Annotated in this window: 18 protein-coding genes; 10 read left to right on the plus strand and 8 right to left on the minus strand. The window is 44.5% G+C overall.

The window, feature by feature from the left end:
* Nucleotides 1-7: 7 nt before the first annotated feature.
* Nucleotides 8-661 carry a glutathione S-transferase family protein gene (locus tag ACO05V_RS04495; protein ID WP_421847931.1) on the minus strand — a complete coding sequence of 218 codons (654 nt, stop codon included), beginning with the start codon at nt 659-661 and terminating at the stop codon, nt 8-10.
* A gap of 122 nt (nt 662-783) precedes the next feature.
* On the opposite strand from ACO05V_RS04495, the gene ACO05V_RS04500 reads away from it, so the two are divergent.
* The 3 genes from ACO05V_RS04500 to ACO05V_RS04510 all read left to right on the plus strand — a co-directional run bounded on the left by ACO05V_RS04500 (nt 784) and on the right by ACO05V_RS04510 (nt 3,601).
* Complete coding sequence (locus ACO05V_RS04500; protein WP_421847933.1) at nt 784-1,668, plus strand: LysR family transcriptional regulator; 885 nt, start codon at nt 784-786, stop codon at nt 1,666-1,668.
* Nucleotides 1,669-1,844: 176 nt separating this feature from the next.
* Nucleotides 1,845-2,027: a hypothetical protein gene (locus ACO05V_RS04505; protein WP_421847935.1), complete on the plus strand. Its 183-nt coding sequence runs from the start codon at nt 1,845-1,847 to the stop codon at nt 2,025-2,027.
* 194 nt (nt 2,028-2,221) lie between these two features.
* Nucleotides 2,222-3,601, plus strand: coding sequence for a Fic family protein (locus ACO05V_RS04510; RefSeq protein WP_421847937.1), 1,380 nt, complete (start codon nt 2,222-2,224; stop codon nt 3,599-3,601).
* Between the two features lie 33 nt (nt 3,602-3,634).
* Here ACO05V_RS04510 and ACO05V_RS04515 read toward each other — a convergent pair whose 3' ends face one another.
* The 6 genes from ACO05V_RS04515 to ACO05V_RS04540 all read right to left on the minus strand — a co-directional run bounded on the left by ACO05V_RS04515 (nt 3,635) and on the right by ACO05V_RS04540 (nt 9,773).
* A complete protein-coding gene (locus ACO05V_RS04515) occupies nt 3,635-5,359 on the minus strand; it encodes an ABC transporter substrate-binding protein (RefSeq protein ID WP_421847939.1) in 1,725 nt (574 codons plus the stop codon).
* 116 nt (nt 5,360-5,475) lie between these two features.
* Entirely contained in the window at nt 5,476-5,748 is a 273-nt protein-coding gene (locus ACO05V_RS04520) for a DUF2160 domain-containing protein (RefSeq protein ID WP_212917374.1), read from the minus strand.
* Between the two features lie 11 nt (nt 5,749-5,759).
* Nucleotides 5,760-6,656, minus strand: coding sequence for a carbohydrate ABC transporter permease (locus ACO05V_RS04525; RefSeq protein WP_421847941.1), 897 nt, complete (start codon nt 6,654-6,656; stop codon nt 5,760-5,762).
* A gap of 9 nt (nt 6,657-6,665) precedes the next feature.
* Nucleotides 6,666-7,535, minus strand: coding sequence for a carbohydrate ABC transporter permease (locus ACO05V_RS04530; protein WP_421847943.1), 870 nt, complete (start codon nt 7,533-7,535; stop codon nt 6,666-6,668).
* Nucleotides 7,525-8,682: an ABC transporter ATP-binding protein gene (locus tag ACO05V_RS04535; RefSeq protein WP_421847945.1), complete on the minus strand. Its 1,158-nt coding sequence runs from the start codon at nt 8,680-8,682 to the stop codon at nt 7,525-7,527. The genes ACO05V_RS04530 and ACO05V_RS04535 overlap by 11 nt, the downstream gene beginning before the upstream one ends.
* Nucleotides 8,683-8,684: 2 nt before the next feature.
* Nucleotides 8,685-9,773 (minus strand): ABC transporter ATP-binding protein, encoded by a 1,089-nt coding sequence (locus ACO05V_RS04540; RefSeq protein ID WP_421847947.1) that lies wholly within the window; start codon nt 9,771-9,773, stop codon nt 8,685-8,687.
* Between the two features lie 277 nt (nt 9,774-10,050).
* Between ACO05V_RS04540 and ACO05V_RS04545 the strand changes: the two genes are divergently transcribed.
* Complete coding sequence (locus ACO05V_RS04545; RefSeq protein WP_421847949.1) at nt 10,051-12,105, plus strand: sigma-54-dependent Fis family transcriptional regulator; 2,055 nt, start codon at nt 10,051-10,053, stop codon at nt 12,103-12,105.
* An 81-nt stretch (nt 12,106-12,186) separates the two neighbouring features.
* Here ACO05V_RS04545 and hchA read toward each other — a convergent pair whose 3' ends face one another.
* A complete protein-coding gene (hchA, locus tag ACO05V_RS04550) occupies nt 12,187-13,059 on the minus strand; it encodes a glyoxalase III HchA (RefSeq protein WP_421847951.1) in 873 nt (290 codons plus the stop codon).
* A 323-nt stretch (nt 13,060-13,382) separates the two neighbouring features.
* Between hchA and ACO05V_RS04555 the strand changes: the two genes are divergently transcribed.
* From ACO05V_RS04555 to ACO05V_RS04580, 6 genes are read left to right on the plus strand one after another with little or no spacing between them, the layout of a single operon-like run.
* Nucleotides 13,383-14,753, plus strand: coding sequence for an ABC transporter substrate-binding protein (locus tag ACO05V_RS04555; protein WP_421847953.1), 1,371 nt, complete (start codon nt 13,383-13,385; stop codon nt 14,751-14,753).
* A 58-nt stretch (nt 14,754-14,811) separates the two neighbouring features.
* Nucleotides 14,812-16,122 carry an ABC transporter permease subunit gene (locus tag ACO05V_RS04560; RefSeq protein ID WP_421847955.1) on the plus strand — a complete coding sequence of 437 codons (1,311 nt, stop codon included), beginning with the start codon at nt 14,812-14,814 and terminating at the stop codon, nt 16,120-16,122.
* Nucleotides 16,123-16,130: 8 nt separating this feature from the next.
* Nucleotides 16,131-16,955, plus strand: a complete 825-nt coding sequence (locus tag ACO05V_RS04565) for a carbohydrate ABC transporter permease (protein WP_421847957.1) — start codon at nt 16,131-16,133, stop codon at nt 16,953-16,955.
* Nucleotides 16,955-18,037, plus strand: a complete 1,083-nt coding sequence (locus tag ACO05V_RS04570) for an ABC transporter ATP-binding protein (RefSeq protein WP_421847959.1) — start codon at nt 16,955-16,957, stop codon at nt 18,035-18,037. Before ACO05V_RS04565 ends, ACO05V_RS04570 begins: the two co-directional genes overlap by 1 nt.
* Entirely contained in the window at nt 18,024-19,511 is a 1,488-nt protein-coding gene (locus tag ACO05V_RS04575; RefSeq protein ID WP_421847961.1) for a glycerophosphodiester phosphodiesterase family protein, read from the plus strand. The genes ACO05V_RS04570 and ACO05V_RS04575 overlap by 14 nt, the downstream gene beginning before the upstream one ends.
* Nucleotides 19,508-20,512: a LacI family DNA-binding transcriptional regulator gene (locus tag ACO05V_RS04580; protein ID WP_421847963.1), complete on the plus strand. Its 1,005-nt coding sequence runs from the start codon at nt 19,508-19,510 to the stop codon at nt 20,510-20,512. The genes ACO05V_RS04575 and ACO05V_RS04580 overlap by 4 nt, the downstream gene beginning before the upstream one ends.
* Nucleotides 20,513-20,515: the final 3 nt, after the last annotated feature.

Genomic DNA, 20,515 nt, shown 5'->3' on the forward strand with positions numbered 1-20,515 from the left:
AAAAGCATTATACAGCTTCGCCTGTTTCACCTGCAGAAACAATTTCAGTTTCAGCTATTGAGTCTTCTAACCAAGCTTGCATTGCAGGGTGTGCGAACATGGTTTTGTGATAGGCGCTGGCGGCGTCTGACAGCCTGATACCGTAAGTCGAAAAGCGAAAAACAACAGGGGCAAAGAATACATCGGCCAAGCTAAAGGTACCGAACAAGTAGTCGCCAGTTTGGGCGTGCTTAGCGCGTAAACCAGACCAAATAGCATCTAGATTTGCGATTTCTTTTTTGGCGGTGTCGCTTAGTTCGACACGACGATTAGCGCGGCAATTCATCGGCATTTCGTTACGAATACCAAATAGCCCAGAGTGCATGTCAGCCACAACAGAGCGTGCCACGGCGCGGTTTTTTTTATCTTCAGGCCAGCCTTTTCCATCTAAATAGGTTTCATTGATGTATTCGCAAATGGCAAGGGAATCCCACACGCTCAAATCGTTATCCACTAATACGGGCACTTTACCGACAGGAGAGTGTTTGGCAAGTTCGGAATGGAATTCATCACTAAACAAGCTGAGTTTTATTTCTTCAAAAGGAATATTGAAGGCTTTTAACGCCAACCAACCCCGTAAAGACCAAGATGAGTAGTTTTTATTGCCTATGATCAGTTTCATTGTGCAAGGTTCCTTTTTGATGTCTCTACTATTTAAGAAAAGCATTGTTGCAGCTTGTTTTTCTGATGACTAACGAATAGTTTTGATTGTTCCTATTCCAAACGTTGATAGATGGTTTATTTATGGATATAGATGTACTTCGTAGCTTTATCGCTTTCGTAGATACGGGCAGTTTTACTCGTGCGGCAAAGCAGACTTTTCGCACACAAAGTGCCATTAGCATGCAGATGAAGAAGCTAGAAGTAGAAACTGGCCACGCTTTATTCATAAAAGAAGGGCGCAACCTCGGATTAACAGAACAAGGCCAACATTTGGTGAGTTATGCAAGACGTCTGGTGTCTTTGCATGATGAGGCTTTGGGGCACTTTTCAGCGCATCTGCAACATCCGCCTTTAACTATTGGCTGTCCTGATGATTATGCTGAGTCTATATTGCCTTCTATCGTGGCATTGGTTCGGGAGACCTTGCCTCATCAGAGCATTCGAGTCGTTTGTGATTGCAGTACGCAACTGCGGCTTATGCTAGACCAAGGAAAAATAGATGTGGGCATTTTGACTCGTGCGCCAGATGCGGAAGAAGGTTATCTGCTAAAACATGATTCTGGCGTTTGGGTGAAAGGGGAGAGTACACCAACAGATGGGCTAATAGGCACTCCAATAGACTCTCTAATAGAGAATCAAACTCCCTTGCCTTTGGTCTTGTACGAGCCCGACTGTAAGTTCCACAGTACAGCTATTGATGGCTTAGAAAAACAGGGGAGAGCATATCGATTGATGTGCAGTAGTTCCAGTGCGACGGCAATTAAAGGCTTGCTGCGCAAAAGGCAAGGCATTAGTGCGATGGCGCGATCCAGTGTTTCCTATGGTCTTACTATTATTGAGGGCTCTAACCTTCCCTCCTTGCCATCAGTTGATATCGTACTTGCGGTAGCGCCTATTCCTCACCCTATGTTTGCGTCTCATCTGGCTGCGGAAATCAGCCAGCGTTTTTACCAAAAAAATCATTAGCTGTTGGGTTGGTTAACACTCGGGGTACTTCTTCTTTTTTTGAGAGAATGATTGTTATTCGTGCGGAGTTCTGTAAATACTTCAATTTTTTACATAACTTTTCTTATTTATGACAGAGTAAATGGAAAAAGTTGTCTATGGTTAGAGGTCACCATGCATCTACGGAGAGAACACGCATGAACAGAAAAGATGACCGCATACAACATTTGGTTATTTTGCTCGAAAACTTAGAAAAAGTATCGTTGCAGGATATTGCCCAAATCCCCCCTTCTCAGCAGCATATACTGGCCGAAAAAATCGAAAGCTTGCAGGATGAGCTAAAGGCTCTAATGGTGGACGATGAGCCAATGACACATTGATCTTTTTGTTTAGTCACGTCATATCCAAACATTTCCAATACAATTTAATCCTCCCAATTATCCAAGCCAAAAAAAGACCGGCCTAAGCCGGTCAAACACTACTAGATTTTTTCATCTCAATTCTTCATATTTTTGAGACAGGCTGGGTTTGGTTTGCTATTCTCATCTCAATATTTTCTATTTTTGAGATAACCATGATTTCATATCCACCGAAAGAATTGATAGAAAACCCTATTACGAAAATTTATCAGAATGGGGTGCTAGTTCTTCCCTATCTTGAGTACAACGCTCCGGTAGACTCAAAAGGGCGATACTTTCATTTTGATGAGATCAAGCATAGGTTGTCTAAACAACTGAATTCGACATTAGTTTGGTCATTGATGAAAGAAGCCAGAAAAAGACAATCACAAGATCTTTATGGTTCGTTTCTTGGAAAGCACTTAGTACCCGCTACATTGTACATGAGCCCAATTATTCAAAAGGCTATCAGCGAGACGGATAGAAACACCACTACGGCTGCGTTGGAGTGGATGTGCAATAAGATAGGCGAACAAAAACATTTAGACTATTTATTGAATGATTTGGTTGAAGACGAAGCCATCAGTAGCAGTCAACTTGAAGGTGCAGCAACCACAACGAAAGTCGCTAAAGACATGCTTAAAAGGGCTAGAAAACCCAGAAGCATTGATGAAAAAATGATCCTTGGTAACTTCAATATGATGAAGTTTGCGTGGGGAAATAGACATAAAGATTTGACTGTTGAGCTCATCGAAGAGCTGCATAAAGTTGGTGTTGAAGGCATTGAAGATGGCAAATATAAACCAGGCGTTATAAGAACTACAGATGATGTTGTAGTTGAAAATAATGATGGTGAGGTGGTTCACACACCACCAAAAGCACACAACTTAAACAATCGACTTAATATGTTAGTAAAGTGGGTCAATGAATCCCATCACGATGCAGAAAGTGCCGATTACATACATCCTTTGGTGAAGGCCATTACGCTGCATTTTCGGATTGGCTATGAACACCCTTTCCATGATGGTAATGGCCGAGTCGCTAGAGCGCTGTTTTATTGGTACATGTTTAAAAATGAGTTCGCAGCTTTTCGTTACATTGCCATTAGTCTTTTGTTGAAAGAAGCGCCAGTACAATACGGAAAAAGCTATCTCTATACAGAAACGGATGAGATGGATTTGACTTATTTTGTAGATTACCAATGCCGCATCATCATCAGAGCGATTAATAAATTTAAAGAGTCTTATACAGAGTCAGTGCAGGAGTCTGAAGCTTTTAATAAATGGCTTTGGGATTCTGGCTTATATCGAAAATTAACAGATAAACAACAGGCTGTGTTTCAAGTAGCAAAAAGTGAAAAAGCCCTCTCTTTTACTATTAACAATGTGAAAGACAATCTTGGTTGTTCGTACAATACCGCGGCGACTGTGTTGAATGGTTTAGTTGAACTTAAGCTATTTGAAAAAGTGAAAGATGGGCGCGAGTGGGTCTATAAAATGATAGATCAAAAAGAGCTTGTTAAATCTTGGAAGCCAGCCAAAAAAAGACCGGCCTAAGCCGGTCAAACGTTCAGAGAGTGTAGAGTGATATTATTCCCAAGAACGAAGTAGATCGTCATAGGAAACCGTAACACCCTGTGGTTTTTCGTTCGCCAATTTTGGTTTTGGAGAACCAGGTTGAGCCAACCAGTAAGCTTCGTCACGCGGTTTGTTCATTTTTGGTCCGCATAGAGGTTGTACGTTAGCACGCTCTAAACGTTCCATGACTTTGTCCTGTGCTTCTGCTAGACCGTTAAGCGCTTCTTGTGGAGTTGCTTCACCGCTTGCCGCTTGAGAAATGTACTGCCACCAAAGCTGAGCTAGCTTAGGATAATCAGGTACGTTAATCCCAGTTGGAGACCACTGTTTACGCGCTGGTCCTTTGTAGAATTCCACTAAACCACCCAGTTTAGGTGCCGCAGCCGCCATTTCTGGAGAGTTGATATCTGATTCACGAATAGGTGTTAGACCTACTAGTGTTTTTTTCAAAGAAACGGTTTTGGCTGTGGTGAACTGAGCGTACAACCAAGCCGCTAGACGACGGTCTTCTGGTGTTGAATTCATGAAAGTCCAAGCACCAACGTCTTGATAACCTTTCTTCATACCTTCTTCCCAGTATGGCCCAACCGGAGAAGGCGCCATACGCCATTTTGGCGTGCCGTCTTCATTCACAACAGGAAGACCTTTACTCGTCATGTCAGCAGTAAACGCGGTGTACCAGAAAATTTGCTGAGCCACGCCACCTTGTGCTGGCACTGGGCCAGATTCAGAGAAGGTCATGCCTTGCGCTTCTGGTGGCGCGTACTTACGCAACCATTCTACGTATTTAGTTGTTGCATAAACTGCCGCAGGGCCGTTGGTTGCACCACCACGAGAGACGCTTGAACCAACAGGTGAACACGCATCTTTAATACGAATACCCCATTCATCTACAGGCAAGCCGTTTGGAAGGCCTTTATCACCAGCACCAGCCATAGAGAACCAAGCATCGGTGAAACGCCAGCCTAGAGATGGATCTTTTTTACCGTAATCCATGTGACCGTATATACGTTCACCATCGATGGTTTTTACTTTATCGGTGAAGAACTCAGCGATGTCTTCGTAAGCAGACCAGTTAACTGGCACGCCTAGCTCATAGCCATAGATAGATTTAAATTTGGCTTTTAGGTCAGGACGAGCAAACCAGTCAGCACGGAACCAATAAAGGTTGGCAAACTGCTGCGTTGGCAACTGATAAAGCTTGCCATCTGGACCTGTGGTGAAATCCAAACCGATGAAATCGGCAAGATCCAAGGTTGGCGAAGTATAGGCTTTACCGTCGCCTTGCATCATGTCAGAGATTGGTACCACTTTGCCGTAGCGGAAATGGGTACCGATCAAGTCGGAATCGTTGACGTAAGCATCGTAGATGTTACGGCCAGACTGCATTTGCGTTTGCAGTTTTTCGACCACATCGCCTTCTTGGATCAAGTCATGGTTGACCTTGATACCAGTGATTTCAGTGAAGGCTTTAGCTAACACTTGAGACTCGTATTTATGAGTCGTTAAGGTTTCAGATGCTACATTGATTTCCATACCGCGGAATTTTTTAGCGGCTTCTGTGAACCAGTGCATTTCATCAAGCTGTTGTTGCTTGGTTAGTGTAGAAACGGTGAATTCGGTATCTACCCACTTTTCTGCAGCGTCTGAGTATGCGTCAGCCCATAACGTGGCTGAATGCATCATGACAGCAAAGGGTAAGGCGGCGAGTGCAATTTTTTTCTTATTGTAGTGCATGTTTTACCTCAACTAAGTTTGGTTTTGCTTTTTTGGTTTTTATGTTTGGCTTCCGTGCCTGTCGTACTAGAGAGTCCATCGTTCTTATTGATAAACGCGACTGAGAGCGACGCAGACTAGCCCCAACGCATCAGGATGATCATCCAAAATGCGCATAGGACGGTTGCCACCGCAATGTTCACATCCGTTAACGCAACGAATGCAAGGTGGATAAAAGCACTGCTAAGCAGGCCAATGAATAAGCGATCACCACGCGTGGTTGCCAGTGGCAAAAAGCCACGACGTTCCACGCAAGGCGAGACCAGTTGCCATGTGGTCATGCCGACCAAGATCACAGCAATGCCGATAAAAAATAGGGCGGTAGGTAATGTCCAAGACATCCAAGCCATAATAATTCTCCTTACACTCGACCAAGGGCAAAGCCCTTCGCCACATGGTTACGAACGAAGTAAATGACCAACATACCCGGCAGGATAGTGAGCACACCTGCGGCTGCGAGTAGTCCCCAGTCCATCCCAGACGCTGAGACGGTTCGCGTCATAATGGCGGCGATAGGTTTTGCATCGACTGACGTTAACGTCCGTGCTAATAGCAACTCTACCCAAGAGAACATGAAGCAAAAGAAGGCTGTCACACCGATACCTGAGCGAATCAAGGGAATAAAGATACGCACGAAGAATTTCGGGAACGAATAGCCATCGATATACGCCGTTTCGTCAATTTCACGAGGCACGCCGCTCATAAAGCCTTCCAAAATCCAAACCGCTAACGGCACTGTGAAAATACAATGAGCGAGCGCTACGGCAATATGGGTGTCGAACAAGCCAACAGAAGAATACAGCTGAAAGAACGGCAATAAGAACACGGCTGGTGGCGCCATCCTGTTAGATAGTAACCAGAAAAACATGTGCTTATCACCAATAAACTTATAGCGGCTAAATGCATAAGCTGCAGGTAAGGCAACAACGAGGCTGATGACCATGTTCATGGACACGTAAAATATCGAGTTTAGGTAACCCATGTACCACGTTGGGTCGCCAAATATCTTGGCGTAGTTTGCTAGGGTGAAATCTTCAGGGAAGAAAGACAATCCGCTCAGAATTTCGGTATTGGTTTTAAATGACATGTTTACTAGCCAATAGATTGGCAGCAGTAACAAAACCACGTACAGCACCAAGCCAAAGCGTCCACGCAAATTGGCATTGCGGGTTTTACGCTCCGCTCGGCTAAACACCGGAGCTTGTTCTTTTTTACCTGTATTGCGTGTGCGTGTCATAGAGGTATTTGATTGAGTCATGATCCGCTCCTACTTGTCTTTTTGCATGTTCATGATGGTGGTGTAGAACACCCAACACACGAGCAAGATGATTAAGAAGTACACCAGCGAGAACGCTGCGGCAGGACCAAGGTCAAACTGACCGATGGCTTGCTGTACTAAGGCTTGGCTCAAGAAGGTTGTGGAACTACCTGGACCGCCACCGGTTAGCACAAAAGGTTCGGTGTAAATCATGAAAGAATCCATAAAGCGCAATAACACACCAATAATCAGTACGTTAGTGAGCTTAGGCAGCTGGATGTAACGGAATACCGCCCAACGTGACGCTTGGTCGATACGTGCTGCTTGATAATACACTTCAGGAATCGCCCGCAGACCGGAGTAGCACAATAAGGCAACTAAGGGAGTCCAATGCCATACATCCATTAAGACAACCGTTAACCAAGCGTCGGTAGGATCAGAGGCATAGTTATAATCGATACCGATACTGCTCATAAAGGCACCGAATAAACCGATGTCAGCACGGCCAAAGATTTGCCAAATGGTGCCCACTACGTTCCATGGAATCAGCAAAGGAATAGCAACCAGAATTAAGGCCAAAGACGCGCCTCTGCCTTTAGTTGGCATCATCAAGGCAATACAAATCCCCAGTGGTACTTCAATGATGATAATCGTGAAAGAATAGATAAATTGACGCAGCAAAGCTTCTTGTAAGCGGCTGTCTAACATCACTTGTTTGAACCATTCTGTGCCGACGAAGTAGCGTGTATAAGGATCAAAAATATCCTGCACCGAATAGTTCACTACCGTCATCAAAGGAATGATGGCAGAGAAGGCAACGATGAGGAAAACAGGCATAACAAGGAACCATGCCTTGTTATTTTCGACTTTAGTTTGCATGGTCGGTCTCCTTATTCTTATCTACTGTGTCCGTTTGATCGTTCACGTCAACGAGATACTCGTCCACATAGACCTTGGTCCACTGTTCCGGAAAGCTCACATAGATTTGCCCAGATGGGACTTTTTGATCTTCACTTAGACGGGCTTTCATTATTTGTCCATGGAATAAGAAAGACAGAATCTTGTAAGTACCAAGGTCTTCCACGTAATCCACTTCGACAGAAAAAGCGTCGTTGTTTTTGCCATCCCAAACATGAACAAACTCTGGGCGAATGCCTAAAGTAACCTTGCTCGCTCCCATGGCTTTTAATCGCGCTAACATGGCATCGCTGGTGGCGATTTCATGTTCACCAAACATAAGCGCTTCTTTTTGATCGTCTTTGGTCTTCAGTTCCGCTTCAAAGAAATTCATGCCCGGACTACCGATAAAGTAGCCAACAAAAGTGTGAGCGGGTTTTTCGAATAATTCTCGTGGTGTACCGAATTGGACGATTTTTCCGTTGTACATCACGGCGATTTTATCGGCAAAAGTAGAGGCTTCGAGCTGATCGTGCGTCACATACACCATAGTGATATTGAACTGCTCATGGATTTGCTTGAGTTTACGGCGCAGCTTCCATTTCAACTGAGGATCGATAACGGTGAGTGGTTCATCAAATAAAATCGCCGATACATCGTCACGTACTAACCCGCGTCCCATGGAGACTTTTTGTTTTTGATCTGCCGACAAACCCTTGGCTTTGCGTTTCAACTGGTCAGACAATTCAAGAATCTCGGCGACTTCGTAGACTTTCGACTTCACCTTGTATTCAGGCACGCCAATATTGCGCAGTGGAAAGGCCAAGTTATCAAATACCGTCATGGTGTCGTACACCACAGGAAACTGGAAAACCTGAGCGATATTGCGCTCTTCCGGTTTCAGTTCGTTGACACGTTTGCCATCAAATAAAACTTCCCCATTAGACGGTTTTAGCAGTCCGGAAATAATATTTAGTAGAGTGGATTTACCACAACCAGATGGGCCAAGCAGTGCAAAAGCACCACCTTGTTCCCAAACGTGAGACATTTCGCGGATGGCGTAGTCTTCTGGCTTGGTTGGGTTTTCTGTATAAGTATGCGCTAAGGCATTTAAGGTAATAGAAGCCATGATTATTGATCCCTCATTCGTGCTGGGGAATGCACCATCTTGCCTTGTGCATCAAAGGCGTACAGCTTGTGCGTTGGGAAGTAGACTTTAATTTCTTGGTCCACTTGATAGGCATGAACCCCAGATAAATGCAGTACCAAATCAAAATGCGGATTGTGAACATGTAAGAAGGTTTCAGAACCGCTGATTTCAGCCAAGTCTACTCGCACCGGTAGCTCTAAATCATCGTCAGAATGCGGTACTAAACCAATGTGAGAGGCGCGCACGCCAAACTGATATTCACCTGGAATCAGGCGACGTAAATCGCTGTTTAAACGAAAATGTACGGTGTCGTCAAAAGTCACTTCTTCTTCGCTGACGCGACCGGGAACCACGTTAATTGGCGGCTCTGAGAACATCTCGGCGGTAATAATGTCTTTTGGTTGATGGTAAACCTCAGCGGTTGGCCCCATTTGCAACAAACGACCTTCGTTTAATACCGCCGTGTTACCGCCCAAAGCTAGTGCTTCGTTAGGTTCGGTTGTGGCGTAAATGGCGATGCAGTTACGAGCTTTGAACAAGGCGCGCAATTCTTGGCGCAGCTCTTCGCGTAATTTGTAATCGAGGTTAACCAAGGGTTCATCAAACAGGATGATTTGCGAGTCTTTCACCAAGGCTCTCGCCATGGCGGTACGTTGTTGCTGACCACCTGAAAGTTGTAATGGCAAGCGATCTAGGAAAGGATCGATGCGCAACATTTCAGCGGTTTCACGAACGCGGCGGTCGACTTCTTTTTCATCCATTTTTGCCAAACGAAGCGGTGACGCGATGTTTTCGTAAACCGTGAGATTGGGGTAATTGATAAACTGTTGGTACACCATGGAAATGTTGCGTTCGCGAACGGGCACACCCGTTACGTCCACCCCATTCATGAGGATTTTCCCTTTAGTTGGTCGATCAAGACCGGCCATGAGGCGCATCAGCGTGGTTTTACCGGACAGGGTGCGACCAAGTAAAACGTTGAAAGAGCCGGGTTCGAGAGACAGGTTTACGTCATCGATCCACGTCTCGCCTTCAACAACGCGCGATACATTCTGCAGCGTCAGAGACATTGTAAGTACCTTTTTTGTTGTTATTGTTTTCTTGTGCAAACTCTTCTTGGTCTTCTGCAAGGCTCAAAAATGAATGCACAGTAATCTTGTCTGTATACGGTAAGTACTTACAAAAGCCATGCCAAAAATATTTCCATACTCTTAGGAATACTTAACTTATTGAAAAATATTATTTTTATATGATTTTTTGGTTGTCTTAGGTGATTTTCACTTTCGAAAAAGGACTGTTCACGAGTGTTCAAAGTGTTTACAGTCTTGCAATTACAGTGAACATTTCATGCACACTTTGGGTGTTTTACCTGATGTGTTGGAGTTGGAAATGCAAGACGAAGAAGAACAAAAACAACAAAACACCGCTGGCACCTCAGCAGAAATAGGTCCAGCTTCGGAAGCGAATCTGGCACAGACTCACAAAGAGCGAATTCAAGCTTCTTGGTATCGTTGCGAGCAATTTGGCTTGGATCACAGTAGTCGACCAGATTTCGCAACCTTGCCAAAAGGCACCTTGAGTGACTTGATAGATCAGCATCGTAGCTTGCTGGAAACTACAGAAAACGAAGTGTTGCCCTACTACGAAAACATCCTCAGCAATTCGGCTTGTATGATTGTCTTGGCAGATCGCCAAGGGCATGTGCTGAACACATGGGGACAACCGCGTTTTGGTAGTGCTTCACAGCATGGTTTGGTGGGTGGAAACCAATGGACAGAAATGGGCGTCGGCACCAATGCCATTGGCACGGCGCTGATTACTGGTGAAGCCATTCAAGTGGGGCGAGATGAGCATTTCTTGCGTGCTAATCGTTTCATGGTCGGCTCGGCATCGCCAATCTACAACACCAAAAACGATTTGGTTGGTGTCTTAGACATTTCTTCAGATGCGTATCTTCCGCAGGATCATACTTTTGGAATGGTCAAACTCATGTCCTTGAGTGTGGAAAATCGTCTGATATTTGCTGCCTTCCAACAAGAGCATTTTATTCTCAGTTTTAATACCAATGTGGTCAGTTTAGACAGTCATTGGTCTGGTATTTTGGTGCTCGATGAAAACGGCACAATCGTGTCGGCGAATCGTCGTGCAGAAGTCGTGCTCGCGCAGGACTTGGCCTTGTTAAATATTAATCAAATCTTTGATATCGAAATGCGTGAAATCAAACATCATCCCTATAGCTTGCCGATGAAATTGATCGCCATGAGACGTTATCAGTTCTATGTCAAAGTCATTCCTCCCGTACAGCAGATTATGCGCATCCCTGACTTTCGTCAGCGAGCTGATTACGTCGCTCCTCCACAGCCAGAAGCCCTTGTTATGAATGAAAAAAATCCGCCAGTTGAAAAGGTGAAGAAGCTGGAAATATCGCCATCTAAAACGATTCCAGATAACGTCATTCCACTGGCGGAATTACAACATGGTGATGATCATGTGGAGCGATTAGTGCGCCAAGCTCATAAGATTATGGAGAAGGATATTCCTATCTTAATTCATGGCGAAACGGGCGCTGGTAAAGAGATATTTGTGCGCAGCCTGCATTACCATAGTTCTCGCGCTAAAGAGATGTTAGTTGCGGTAAACTGTGCTGCTATTCCCGCTGAATTGGTTGAGTCTGAACTTTTTGGTTATGAAAAAGGTGCTTTTACTGGCGCTCAAAATCGAGGCTCAATTGGCTTGATTCGTCGGGCGCATCACGGCACTTTATTTCTCGATGAAATCGGTGAAATGCCCATGGCAGTGCAGTCGCGTTTGCTGCGCGTTTTGCAAGAAAGAGTGGTCACCCCGTTGGGGTCGACGGAAGCCTTTCCGGTGGATATTAAACTGATTTCCGCCACTAACCGCATTTTAAAAGAAGAAGTGAAAGAAGGTCGTTTTCGCCAAGATTTATACTATCGGATTTCTGGTCTGAACATAGAATTGCCCGCTTTGCGAGAACGAACTGACAAGGCGGAATTGATTAAATACCTTCATGAACGTTTGCGAAAAGAAGAGCCTGGTCCAGCTTTGTCGCAAGCTATGCTGGATTTACTAGTGACTCATCCATGGCCGGGAAATATGCGCCAACTCGCTCATGTATTAAAAGTCGGTATGGCAATGGCCGATGAGGAAGAGTTGGAAGAATGGCATTTACCTGATGATTTTTTTGATGATCTGGATGCTTCCGCGTCATTTGATCTAACAGAGTCTGCATCTACGGGACAAGATGAACCCTTAGAAAGGCTGATTCCTCGCCTGTTAAGCGAGTTCAAAGGCAATGTCTCACAAACGGCAAAAACGGCTGGCGTCAGCCGTAATACGGTGTATAAATACGCTAAATTGAAAGACGAGAATGATTCAGTTTAGTGAGAAACAGATAAAACGCCCATAAAAAAACCGTTTTAGTTCAATAGACTAAAACGGTTTTTTTTGGTGATGGCTATCAAATTACGCTAATTCATCCAATAAGGCTTCTGCGGCCATTTTGCCGAAAGCGTTCGCGGCATTTGGGCTCGCGCCAGTGATAAGTTTTCTGTCTTGGTAGCAGGCGTCATCGGCTTTTTTGTTGATGATTTCAACGCCCAAAGCAGACAGTTTTTCACCGAAGTACCAAGGCATGTGACCTGGCATATAGCCGAATAATGGCGTCATTTTATCGACAGAATCTGGGAAGATAGCGACTTTGTAGCCTTTGTAAGCAAACGCGTCTTTTTCGCCATCTAGATTTGCCGCTAGCAATGCTGCTGGGCCATGGCAAATAGACAGCATGTATTTGTCTTGATCAACGACCCAAGAAATGACTTTTTGCAGATCTCTGCTCTCTGGCAAGCCCAACATGGCACCGTGTCCACCCGGAATAAAAACCGCAATATAAGGAGAATCTTCCGTCATGCCATCTTGAACAAAGCTTTGTAATGATTGCGGCTTTTCAAATTTTGGTAGGTATTTCTTATACATCTTTTGTACAGCATCGTCTTCTGATGGCATGGCCCACATTTCGACTTTCACAGGCTGGCCAGTTGGTGTGCAGACGTCAATATCAAAACCAGCTTTTTCGAGGTGCAGCATAGGAACAAGCATTTCAACTGGGTGATTGCCAGTGGAGAATTTCGTACCATTTTGCATGGTCATATAGCGCTCTTCGGTGCAGATCATCAGCACTTTGAGTTTGCCTTCTTGGTAGGCATTTGGATAAACGCTATGGTCGTAATCCGTTTTACTTTTGGTTGCCAATTTCAGTGCAACCGTCGAAGGGCTAAAGGATCCATTTGAATCATTTTTAGGTGCCATTCCTAGCATCTTTTTGAAAATAGAAGCCATGAGTTTTTCCTTAATTCGTAATAAACAGTTGGGTCGTTAACAGAAGATATTTAGTTCTAATGATATGTTAGTAACTAGAATACGACTATGTTTTTTTCGAGATTAAGACCTTGATAAGAATATTTTCGGTGTGCATCTTTAATGTGCTTCGCAGATTCAATTTTGTTGCTTCTGGCTAGGCGGTTTTGTCATCAAGCTGTCATTCATTTGTCATGTCAAAGACACTCCTTTGTCATCTTATAAAGCAATACTCTCCTAGCAATGTGAGCACGTGTTCACAATCACTATTTAATTTTTTAATGACTGTCTTTGAGAGGCTCGGAATGATGCAATCAGGAACTCAAAAAAGTACTTTTATGAAGCGCAGCATGCTCGCTTTGTCCTTAGGCGTTGTCGGTTTAGCGAATGCGGCCAGTTATGATATTTCGGTATCAGCCGGTGGTACAGGTCCGAACGATCAATATCGTGTGGATGCCATTGAAATGGCCGCTGACCTTTTAATGAAGGAAGCCGATGCGGAAGGAAAAGCGTTAACTATTAATGTCAAAAAGCGTACTTATTCTGATTGGGATAGCTTTAAACAAGCGATTACGTTATCTGCAGAATCCGGCTCTGCGCCTGATATCGTGGTTACCGGACACGAAGATATTGCGCCTTGGGCTCAGTCTGGATTGATTGCACCTATTGAGGATTATGTCAGCTTCGATGCTTGGCCGTTAAACAACCTTTATCCAAACTTAGTCGATATCGCTTCTTTTAATGGTCGTATTTATGGTGTCCCACAGGATGCAGAAGCTCGTCCTTTCTTCGCTTGGAAGGACTATTTGAAAGCGATTGGTTACAGTGCAGCAGATATTGAAAAACTTCCTGCCCGAATTGAGTCTGGAGATTACAGCCTCTATGGTATGCTTAACGATGCGAAAAAAATTCAAGATAAGGGGTTGGTTGAAAAAGGTTATGGATTTTACCCACGACCTTCAAACGGACCAGATTATTGGCAGTTTTACACCAGTTTTGGTGGCCAACTACAAGATCCAGATACCGGTCGATTGATCTTTGATAAAGCTGCAATGCAGAAAACTTACCAGTTTTTTGCTGATGCGGTTGAGATGGGTGTAACACGTCGTAATCACATAGGTACGCCTTGGGATCAGTGGTATTCCGAAGTAGCCAATGGTAAAGCTGCTTTCTGGCACGGTGGGACTTGGCATTATGCTCGTTATACGGGCAAAGAAGGTCTGCAAGATTTCTTTGGCAAAATTGAGTTTAGCTTGATCCCACAAGGTAAAAAAGGTGAATCAGGAAAAGCCAATACGTTAACGCATCCAGTGGTTTATCTGATTACTAAGCAGAAAGACGAAGCTAAAATGGAAATTGCTGCTAAGTTGATTCAAATCGCTTCTGAGCCTCGTATCAACACCTTGCACGCCATCAAGTCTTCTCACCTAGGTATCAGCCCAATACAAAATGAAATTGGTTTATATGCGAATAATCGTTGGGCGGCTGAAGCCACAGAGCGTTTATTACCTCACGCCAATGCTATGCCGAACAATGTCGACTTTGGTGCTTTCTGGACGATTTATTGGAAAGGTCTAGAAGCGACTTGGACGGGGCAAAAAACAGCAAAACAAGCGGTTGCGGATGCAGAAACAGAAATTCGTAGCACGCTAGGTAACAGCGTTATTATTCGTTAATTGTGCGAGTGAATACGCCCTAAGCTCTGGCTTGGGGCGTTTTTTTTGGAGATATCCTATGAATCGCTCAAAGACATTAGGGCCTTTTTTACTGTCGCCGGCGCTGATATTTGTCATCTTACTGTTTCTTTTGCCAGTGGTAATGACTGCCTTTTTTTCGTTCACCAATATGAGTACCGCAACGGGAATCAGTGGTGGTGCTTATCAGGTGACGAAAGCCGCGTTAAATACGTTAAGCATTGACTACAAAATGCCTGATTTGGCGAAGCGGCTAGAAGCAACACGCTTTAAAGTGACCGAAGCCACATTGTCGTCCCTTAAAAAAAGCGAGATCAATCCGCGTTATGTAGCCGAAATAGAAAATCATTTATTAGGCAAAGTGTATGAGCAGCGTCGTCAGTTAACCAAAGCATTAAGAGACCTAAAAGGCGCACCTCGCAGTACGCGACAATTAACTACGTTAGCAAAATATTTCCAATATTCGGTTGGCCATAATCGTTATGACACCCAAGCGGATTTTTTAGCCGCGGTGAAAGGCGCCGAAATCGAGTTGAGTGCAGAACAAGAATCTGCCTTGTTAGCGTCAACCTATACTGGCTGGACTTGGACCACAGAGAATTATCAGCGTATTTGGAATTTGCCAGACGCGACGACATCGCTGTCTGTCACTCTTATGTATGTTTTTACCACCTTAGCATTATTTAATGTTGGCTTTGCCTTGGTGTTGGCGATTGCTACGCATTACATGCCGAAAAAAGCCGCTTCTATGTATCGTGGCTTATGGCTTTTACCGCGTATCACGCCACCAGTTTTGTATGTGTTGTTATGGAAGTGGTTGGCTTGGGACACAGGTTTCATTTCTACCTTGTTGGGCTATTTCGATGTGCCATCACGAAACTGGATGCTAGACACGCCGACCAGTGCGTTAGTGTTTATTATTCTCATCAATGGTTTTGTCGGTGCCTCAATGGGCATGCTGGTGTTGTCCTCGGCGATCAACGCGATTCCTAAAACGCAGTTCTGGGCCAGTGAAGTGGATGGAGCCAATCGTTGGCAACAAATTCGTTACATTATTTTGCCTCAGTTACGTTGGCCTATTCTGTTTATCACTTGTTACCAAACGCTCTCTTTACTTGCCTCGTTTGATTATATTTTGTTAGCGACCGATGGCGGCCCAGGTGGTTCGACTGAGGTCTGGTCTTTGTTGGCGTATCACGTTGCGCTGAATAATTACGCGGGCAATTTGCAGTATGGATATGGGGCGGCCTTGGCACTGGTGCTGGTGGTATTGGGAATAACCTTGTCTTTGATTTATCTAAAAGTATTTGGCTTTAACAAGATGAATAGCAAACCTCGGATCGAGATTTAGGAGTGAGCATGACGAGTCAACAAAGCAGTCGTTATTTGATCGTTGCATTGGGTGTCATCAGTTTGCCCCTTGCTCTGATGTATGTGTATTTGTTTATTGATACTTTATCGAATACCCATCCGGGCGACCTTTTGCCCTATGAGTTTACCTTAGAGCATTGGCGCTTTTTGTGGGAGCCAATTCCGGGTAAGCCCAATATTTGGATCGTGACCTTAAATACCTTGGTGTTTTCGGTGGTTTCTACCTTGGTGACGATTCTGGTGTCTTCCATGGCGGCCTACGCCTTATCACGACTGAATATTCCTTTGCGTAGCGCTATGTTGGGAGGTGTCATGGTGTTGCATGCGTTTCCAACCGTTACCTTGTTGATTGCCATATTTTTGATTTTGCAATATTTGGGGCTATACGACACATTAAGTGGCGTCATTTTGGTTAAAGCCTCATTGGAACTTCCCTTCGGTATTTGGATTTTGAAAGGGTTTTATGACTCGGTTCCTTGGGAGCTGGAAATGGCGGCCATGCAAGATGGCGCAAGTCGTTTGATGGTCTGGCGAAAAATCGTGTTGCCTTTGATTCAACCTGCTTTAGTGGCGTTAGGTATTTTTTCATTCTTGGCCAGTTGGAGCGAATACATTCTCCCGCAGGTGCTGGCTCCGGGTAATGACGCTCAAGTCTTGTCGGTGTATTTGGCGAACTTAATTGCCGATGACAATAACTTCGACATGGCTTTGTTTAAATCTGTCGGCTTATTTTATGTGCTGCCAGTGATATTACTTTTTGCGCTGTTCCAGAAACAGCTTATGAATATGTACAGCGGAGGCAATAAAGGCTAATGGGCATTCAAATATCTAATTTCACAAAAGCTTTCGGCGACACAGTGGTGATCGACAACATGAATCTGGATATTGGTTCTGGAGAAATGATTGCGCTGTTAGGTCCTTCTGGTTGTGGTAAATCGACCACCTTATTTGCGGTCAGTGGTATTCATAATATTAACCAAGGTCGCATTGTCTTCGCTGGACGTGATGTGACTAAATTGCCTCCACAGGAGCGTAATGTAGGGGTGATTTTTCAATCTTATGCTTTGTATCCTCATATGACGGTGGCGGAAAATATTTCTTTCCCGCTAATGGTTCGTAAGGAAAGTAAGGCTGAGATTAAACGTAAAGTCGATGACATTGCCAAACTGGTTCGCATCGATAATTTATTACATCGTAAGCCTGCCGAATTGTCCGGTGGTCAACAGCAACGGGTTTCTTTAGCCCGAGCCATGGTTCGCGACCCTGATGTTTTATTGTTGGATGAGCCTTTGGCGAATTTGGATTCGGCTTTGCGTTTGGAAATGCGTTCGGAAATTCGTCGAATTCAACAGGCGTCTGGCATCACGGCTATTTTGGTCACCCACGATCAAGTGGAAGCCATGAGCATGTGTGATCGTATCGCCATCATGAACGGCGGCAAGATTGTTCAAGTGGATACGCCTTATGAAATGTACAACAATCCTGTAAATGATTTTGTAGCAAGCTTCTTGGGAAATCCCCCCATTGCGTTTCTAACTGGAGCGATTACTAGCGGTTGCTTTGTGAGCTCAGAAGCTAACGTATGTTTACCTTTGAGTGTTGGTTATGAAGATCAATCCTTTGCCAAAATTGGTCTGCGTCCTGAGCATGTTGTGCTGGGTAATCCTGTTGAACCTTGTGGTGATAATGAGGTGAACTGGGCGCAGGTTTGCTTTATAGAAGTGCAAGGACGAGAAAATCTTTACGATCTTAGATTGGCAGACGGATCTGTGATCCGAACGATCCAACCGGTTCGTAGTGACCTTAAACTTGGTGACAAGGTGCAATGGTCTGTAAAAGATAAAGACCTGCTTCTTTTCCAGCAAGATGGAGCTCGCCTTTATGAAACGCCATGAACGTCTAAATAAATTGTTGGCGCAAGCAACAGGTTATCCATTAAATATCGCCCATCGCGGAGCTAGTGGACATTGTTTGCAAAACACCTTGTCTGCGTTCAATTACGCCTCTCAACTTGGGGCTGATATGTGGGAATTAGATGTACGTTTGACTGCCGATGGTGTTTGCATCGTGAGTCATGACGACAGCTTGCTTGCCACTGCCGGAATAGATGCGTTTATTTCGCAACTCACTTATGGCGAGTTAATGCAAATTGAATTGTATAACGGCGAAGTGGTTCCCACCTTTGAGCAAGTGTTGGCGTTAGCTCAAGCAACCGATACGGGTTTGTATGTAGAGCTGAAAGACGCCGGTGCAGGATTGAAGGTTTTGAGTGTTTTAAGTTTCACAAATTTCGATGCGGTTTGTATTGGTTCGTTTAACCCAGATTGGGTGAAACAGCTGGACGAGATAGGCTGCGAATATCCTTTGTCTGTGTTGGTTCGAGCGGGCGATTGTCCCTTTGAACAAGCTAAGCTGGCAGCGGCCGACATGATTCATTTATGTTGGGAGAATGCGTTAGATACACCGCATAAATTGATCACAGAAGCCTTGCTTGCTCAGGCGGCAAGTTTGCAGTTACCTATCGTGCTTTGGCACGAAGAAAGAGCTTCGGAAATGGAGCACTTGTTAGTATTGCCTGTATTGGGCATTTGCACCAACTTACCAGAAATGATTTCAGGCTACCGACCATCGCCTGAAAATCCGATAGATATAGTGTTACATCGCGGTGCGGCGTGCGTGTCGCCGGAAAATACGATGGCAAGCACAATTATTGGCTTACGTTCTGGTGCTCAAGTTATCGAGCTGGATGTGAATACCAGCTTGGATGGCGAATTAATGGTCATCCACGATGGAACGGCTCAACGAACTACAGATTTAACAGGAGAAATACAGACTCTATCGTCAATGGATCTAACCTGTTGCGATGCCGGAAGTTGGTTTGATGCGCGTTTTGTTGATCAAGCGGTACCACTGTTAAGAGATATTTTATTGCTGGTGAAAGACGCTGAAAAGGAGCTTTATGTTGAGTTGAAAGTGGCCGACGTTGATCAAGTGATAACAGAAGTTGAGCAATACTACGATCTTAGACACTGCTTTTTTTGGAGTTTCAATTCGGCTTATGTAGATGATATTCAGCAGCGTTATCCGCAGGCTCGTGTTATGCGCCGACGCCAAGATTTTGCCTCGTTAGAAGCTCTGGTTGATCACGGTAAACCTAGTATTGTTGAATACGATTATCTCCGTGACGATCTTACTGAGCTTACCCAGTGCAAAAAAATGGGCATGGAGGTCATGCTGCGTTATCCCGGAAAAAACATATCAACTTGGCTGGAGTTAATTGCGCTAAAACCCAATCGAGTGAATATTGATTACCCCTTTGCCTTTGCAAAAGCTTACAGAAATTGGTTACAGACGGAGCAAATTCATTGAGTTCAAACAGAATCAAGCAAGTTAGTTCTGTGGATGTTGCGCGCCTTGCTGGTGTTTCACGAGCAGCGGTTTCCCGGACGTTTTCTAATAATGGCTATGTGTCTGATGTAACTAGAGAAAAAGTTATGCTGGCGGCAAAGCAATTGGGCTATCGCGTCAATCATTTGGCCCGCAGTTTGAATCGGCAGCGTTCTGATTTGATTGGTTTAGTGGTGGCGGATTTAGAAAACCCTTTTCGTAGCCAACAGATTAACGACTTAAGTGAAGCGATTCTAGCGAAGAATTATCGACCGTTCTTGATTCCTACTTCGGTTGCTCGAGACAGTACTCAAGTTATTGAAATGCTAATGCATTATTGTGTTTCTGGGGTGATTATTACCTCAGATACGCCGCCAGAAGATATTTATAAAAACTGCATTGAGCAGTCTGTTCCTGTGGTGTTAATCAATAAAAAAGACAAGTATCCGCAAGTGGATCGAGTAGTTTGTGATAATGAAAAGGGAATTGCTCTTTTAGTTGAGGCGTTTGTTCAGCGTTCTTGTAAACGGGTGGTTATCATAGGTTCCGAGGCGGTGTCTTACAGTATCCAGATGCGTGAAGCCTTGTTTAAAGAGCAAGCAGCACAGGCAGGCATTGAGACCGATACCATTCTTGGGCCGAACCACGATTATCAAGGTGGCGTCGTTGCTGCAAATATTCTATCGAATCAGGCGAATCTTCCAGAGGGTGTTTTTTGCTGTAATGACTATTTGGCATTAGGTGTTATTGATCAGTTACGGGAGCGTATCGGCCACACAGAGACGGAAAAAATCGCCATAGCTGGCTTCGATGATATGCAGCAAGCGAGTTGGAAAAGTTATCAGTTGACCACTATTCGCCAGCCTACCCAAGACATGGCGAGCCAAACGATCAATTTGTTGGTAAGTCGCATTGGCGATCCAGAACAGGCATCAAGGACTTATCGCACCGATGTTTTCTTGGTAAAGCGTACTTCTCTGTAAGGA

It is taken from the genome of Marinomonas sp., assembly GCF_965225885.1.
Classification (GTDB): Bacteria; Pseudomonadota; Gammaproteobacteria; order Pseudomonadales; family Marinomonadaceae; genus Marinomonas.

Bases quoted from the DNA above. Each gene is read 5' to 3' on its own strand.
- ACO05V_RS04495 (WP_421847931.1), bottom strand. From the start codon at position 661: ATGAAACTGATCATAGGCAATAAAAACTACTCATCTTGGTCTTTACGG.
- ACO05V_RS04500 (WP_421847933.1), top strand. From the start codon at position 784: ATGGATATAGATGTACTTCGTAGCTTTATCGCTTTCGTAGATACGGGC.
- ACO05V_RS04505 (WP_421847935.1), top strand. From the start codon at position 1,845: ATGAACAGAAAAGATGACCGCATACAACATTTGGTTATTTTGCTCGAA.
- ACO05V_RS04510 (WP_421847937.1), top strand. From the start codon at position 2,222: ATGATTTCATATCCACCGAAAGAATTGATAGAAAACCCTATTACGAAA.
- ACO05V_RS04515 (WP_421847939.1), bottom strand. From the start codon at position 5,359: ATGCACTACAATAAGAAAAAAATTGCACTCGCCGCCTTACCCTTTGCT.
- ACO05V_RS04520 (WP_212917374.1), bottom strand. From the start codon at position 5,748: ATGGCTTGGATGTCTTGGACATTACCTACCGCCCTATTTTTTATCGGC.
- ACO05V_RS04525 (WP_421847941.1), bottom strand. From the start codon at position 6,656: ATGACTCAATCAAATACCTCTATGACACGCACACGCAATACAGGTAAA.
- ACO05V_RS04530 (WP_421847943.1), bottom strand. From the start codon at position 7,535: ATGCAAACTAAAGTCGAAAATAACAAGGCATGGTTCCTTGTTATGCCT.
- ACO05V_RS04535 (WP_421847945.1), bottom strand. From the start codon at position 8,682: ATGGCTTCTATTACCTTAAATGCCTTAGCGCATACTTATACAGAAAAC.
- ACO05V_RS04540 (WP_421847947.1), bottom strand. From the start codon at position 9,773: ATGTCTCTGACGCTGCAGAATGTATCGCGCGTTGTTGAAGGCGAGACG.
- ACO05V_RS04545 (WP_421847949.1), top strand. From the start codon at position 10,051: ATGCACACTTTGGGTGTTTTACCTGATGTGTTGGAGTTGGAAATGCAA.
- hchA (WP_421847951.1), bottom strand. From the start codon at position 13,059: ATGGCTTCTATTTTCAAAAAGATGCTAGGAATGGCACCTAAAAATGAT.
- ACO05V_RS04555 (WP_421847953.1), top strand. From the start codon at position 13,383: ATGATGCAATCAGGAACTCAAAAAAGTACTTTTATGAAGCGCAGCATG.
- ACO05V_RS04560 (WP_421847955.1), top strand. From the start codon at position 14,812: ATGAATCGCTCAAAGACATTAGGGCCTTTTTTACTGTCGCCGGCGCTG.
- ACO05V_RS04565 (WP_421847957.1), top strand. From the start codon at position 16,131: ATGACGAGTCAACAAAGCAGTCGTTATTTGATCGTTGCATTGGGTGTC.
- ACO05V_RS04570 (WP_421847959.1), top strand. From the start codon at position 16,955: ATGGGCATTCAAATATCTAATTTCACAAAAGCTTTCGGCGACACAGTG.
- ACO05V_RS04575 (WP_421847961.1), top strand. From the start codon at position 18,024: ATGAAACGCCATGAACGTCTAAATAAATTGTTGGCGCAAGCAACAGGT.